The 2,783-nt window shown below is 39.8% G+C and carries 2 protein-coding genes; both read left to right on the top strand.

The features are described 5' to 3' along the window. The coding region (locus tag A1D25_RS04530) for an RNA-guided endonuclease InsQ/TnpB family protein (protein ID WP_157394509.1) at nt 1-750 on the top strand (750 nt) is incomplete at its 5' end. 322 nt (nt 751-1,072) lie between these two features. Then, on the top strand, nt 1,073-2,503 hold the full coding sequence (gene miaB, locus A1D25_RS04525) for a tRNA (N6-isopentenyl adenosine(37)-C2)-methylthiotransferase MiaB (protein WP_157394508.1): 1,431 nt from the start codon (nt 1,073-1,075) through the stop codon (nt 2,501-2,503). The last annotated feature ends 280 nt before the right edge of the window (nt 2,504-2,783 follow it).

Below are 2,783 nucleotides of genomic sequence, written 5' to 3'. Positions count from 1 at the left end.
CAAAAACGAGCAGATTTCCCTAAATTCAAGAAAAAAGGCTTGAAAGAGAGCTTTCGTTTTCCGCAAGGTTGTAAACTTGAACAACAAAATAACCGCTTGTATCTCCCAAAAATCGGCTGGGTTCGCTATCGCAATAGCCGTGATGTCGTAGGCGAGATTAAAAACGTGACTGTGAGCCAAAAGTGTGGTCGTTTTTTTGTCAGTATTCAAACCGAATTTGAATACGAAATCCCTGCTCACAAAGGGGGAGAAATCGGCATAGATATGGGTATTGCACGTTTTGCCACGCTTTCAAACGGTGAATTTTTTGAGCCGTTAAACGCGTTTAAAACCGACAAAGGCAAATTAGCAAAACTGCAACGCCAACTTAAAAACAAAGTTAAATTTAGCCAAAACTGGCAGAAATTAAAGGCAAAAATCGCTAAACTGCATCACAAAATTGCTAACTGTCGCAAAGACTTCTTGCCCAAACTTCAAGCAAAATCAGGCTTAAACCGAGCGATATTAGATCAATCTTGGTTCGAGTTCCGCCGTCAGTTAGACTACAAAACGCAATGGCAAGGCGGTTTTTTAGTGGCTGTTCCACCGCAAAATACCAGTCGAATTTGCCCTTGTTGCGGTATGACCTCAAAGGAAAATCGCCAAACACAAGCCGATTTTGAGTGCGTAGAATGTGGTTACACGGAAAACGCCGATGTAGTCGGTGCGTTAAACGTATTGGTGCGAGGGCGAGCAATCGCCCAAGCGTAAAATATCAAGGCAGATAATAATATCAGGGCAGGGCGTGTCCGTAGAGCTTGTGAAGTGAACCGCACCGGCGGTCAGCAGCAAGAACCCACCGAGAGTAGCCTATTGCTTGCAATGGGAGCTAGTAGGAATCTCCATCCTTTAGGGTGAGGAGGATGTCAATCATAAACAGACCGCATCTACGATAGAATCACTTAAATCAATAATTTCTGTGAATTTATAGCCAAAATTTCTTCAAACAGGTAAAATAGCCGCCATTTTTATTACATAGAGCCATTGTCTTTATGTTTTTATTTAACTAACTGATTTACCTAATTATTTTCAAATGACGCAAAAACTACATATTACCACTTGGGGCTGCCAGATGAATGAATATGATTCATCAAAGATGGCAGACTTACTAAATAGCACTCACGGTTTTGAATTAACAGAAAATCCTGAAGATGCCGATGTTTTACTGCTTAACACTTGTTCTATTCGTGAAAAAGCTCAAGAAAAAGTATTCTCTCAGCTTGGGCGTTGGAAGAGCTGGAAAAACACCAAACCTAATTTAATTATTGGTGTAGGTGGTTGTGTTGCCTCACAGGAAGGTGAACATATTCGCCAACGTGCTCCTTTCGTGGACATTGTTTTCGGGCCACAAACGTTACATCGTTTACCCGAGATGATTAACCAAATCCGTGGAGGCAAAAGCTCTGTTGTGGATATTAGTTTCCCAGAAATTGAGAAATTTGACCGCCTGCCAGAGCCACGAGCTGAAGGTCCAACCGCATTTGTTTCAATTATGGAAGGATGTAATAAATACTGCTCTTTCTGTGTTGTGCCTTACACTCGTGGTGAAGAAGTCAGTCGCCCAGTGGACGATATTCTCTTTGAAATTGCACAACTTGCTGCACAAGGCGTTCGTGAAGTCAATTTATTAGGGCAAAATGTAAATGCATATCGTGGAGAAACATTTGATGGCGGAATTTGTACCTTTGCAGAATTACTCCGCTTAGTCGCAGCCATTGATGGTATTGATCGTTTACGCTATACCACAAGCCACCCAATTGAATTTACCGATGATATTATCGAAGTGTATCGAGATACCCCTGAATTAGTAAGTTTCTTACATTTACCTATTCAAAGTGGCTCGGATCGCGTACTAACAATGATGAAACGTAATCACACAGCATTAGAATATAAAGCGACAATTCGTAAACTTCGACAAGCTCGTCCTGATATTCAAATCAGTTCGGATTTCATTGTAGGTTTCCCTGGCGAAACAGCTCAAGATTTTGAGCAAACAATGAAAGTGATTGAACAAGTTAATTTTGATATGAGCTTTAGTTTTATCTACTCAGCTCGCCCAGGTACACCAGCGGCAGATCTCCCTGATGATGTGAGTGAAGATGAGAAAAAAGAACGCTTATATCGTTTACAACAGCGTATCAACAACCAAGCAATGCAATTTAGCCGAGCGATGCTAGGTACAGAACAACGTATTTTGGTGGAAGGCCCATCTAAAAAAGACCTAATGGAATTAACAGGCCGTACAGAAAACAATCGAATTGTGAATTTCCAAGGTACTCCAGATATGATTGGTAAGTTTGTTGATGTAAAAATTACGAATGTTTATACCAATTCATTGCGTGGTGATGTTGTTCGTACTGAAGATGAAATGGGATTACGCGTTGTTGAATCTCCACAAAGTGTTATCAACCGTACTCGTAAAGAAGACGAGCTAGGTGTAGGTAAATTTGTGGTAAATCTATAATTGGATTACTGTATATAATAGGCTAAGATTTCCAATAAATCTTAGCCTTTTGACATAAAGTCCCCTTATCCTTAAGGGGTTGATAATGATTAGATTGGATTCCCCCTTTTTGACTATTCCTCCCACCTTTGTCTTTTAAACCGAAAATCGTAAACATTATTGATAAATATCACAGGAATAGTTATTTTCGAATTAATGCATATGGCTATAGATTCTATTATTTTTTATAATACATCCCCCCTTAAATACAATTTATTCACAAATAAGGAAAACACTATGT

Origin of the sequence: Ursidibacter arcticus (genome assembly GCF_009761375.1) — a bacterium.
Lineage (GTDB): Bacteria > Pseudomonadota > Gammaproteobacteria > Enterobacterales > Pasteurellaceae > Ursidibacter > Ursidibacter arcticus.
This window is presented reverse-complemented; position numbering and strand designations above follow the sequence as displayed.

Excerpts from the sequence above, each read along its gene's own strand:
- miaB (WP_157394508.1), top strand. The coding sequence starts at position 1,073 with ATGACGCAAAAACTACATATTACCACTTGGGGCTGCCAGATGAATGAA.